This window comes from Acinetobacter sp. UBA5934 (assembly GCF_002430855.1).
Taxonomy (GTDB): domain Bacteria; phylum Pseudomonadota; class Gammaproteobacteria; order Pseudomonadales; family Moraxellaceae; genus Acinetobacter.
Genome location: NZ_DJDC01000057.1, coordinates 8,767 through 9,675, shown reverse-complemented (window position 1 = coordinate 9,675; position 909 = coordinate 8,767). Strand labels below are relative to the sequence as shown.

General features: G+C 45.5%; 1 protein-coding gene. It reads left to right on the top strand.

The window, feature by feature from the left end; all coding sequences use genetic code 11:
• Position 1: 1 nt before the first annotated feature.
• On the top strand, positions 2-909 hold a 908-nt coding region (gene hemA, locus B2Y23_RS03795), incomplete at its 3' end, for a glutamyl-tRNA reductase (protein ID WP_291369114.1).

The window sequence follows — 909 nt, the reverse complement described above, 5'->3', positions numbered from 1 at the left end:
ATTGGGTGTCAACCATCAAACCGCCTCTGTAGAGCTGCGTGAGCAGATTGCATTTAATCCTGAAAAATTAATGCACTTGCTTGCCCTGCAAAGCAAACATCATGACCTGAATGATATGGTTGTGGTCTCTACATGTAACCGCACCGAAGTTTATGCCATGTCTGAGAATGCAGACATGGTAATGAATTGGCTCGCCGAAGCAAATGGCCTAGATGTTAAGCAATTGTTTAATCATGTATATCGCTATGAAAATGCACAGGCAGTCACACATTTGATGCGTGTGGCGAGTGGGCTTGACTCTTTAATGCTGGGTGAACCGCAAATTTTGGGTCAGGTAAAATCGGCACTGTCTTTGGCTAAAGATGCACATACTGTTTCTGCAAACCTGAACCAAATTTTTGAATATGCCTTTTATGCCGCGAAACGGGTGCGCTCGGAAACAGCGGTGGGCAGTCATGCAGTTTCAATGGGTTATGCCGTTGCCCAGCTGGCATTGCAAGTGTTTAGCAAGCCAGAAAAAATGACTGTAATGGTGGTCGCTGCAGGTGAAATGAATAGCCTGGTGGCAAAACATTTAGCCGAAATGGGGGTGGGGAAAGTCCTGATTTGTAACCGGACCCGTGCCCGCGCAGAAAGTTTGGCCCAGGAAATCGCCCATCGTGTTGATGTGGAAATTATAGAATTTTCCGAACTGGCTGCAAATTTGCACCGTGCAGACGTCATTTCAAGCTGTACCGGAAGTCTGCATCAGGTCATTGCCTATCAAGATGTCAAAACAGCGTTAAAAAAACGGCGTTATCAACAAATGCTTTTGGTCGATTTGGCTGTTCCACGTGATATTGATCCCAAAGTAGAATCCCTAGATGGGGTTTATTTGTATGGAGTCGATGACCTGCAAAGTGTCATTGT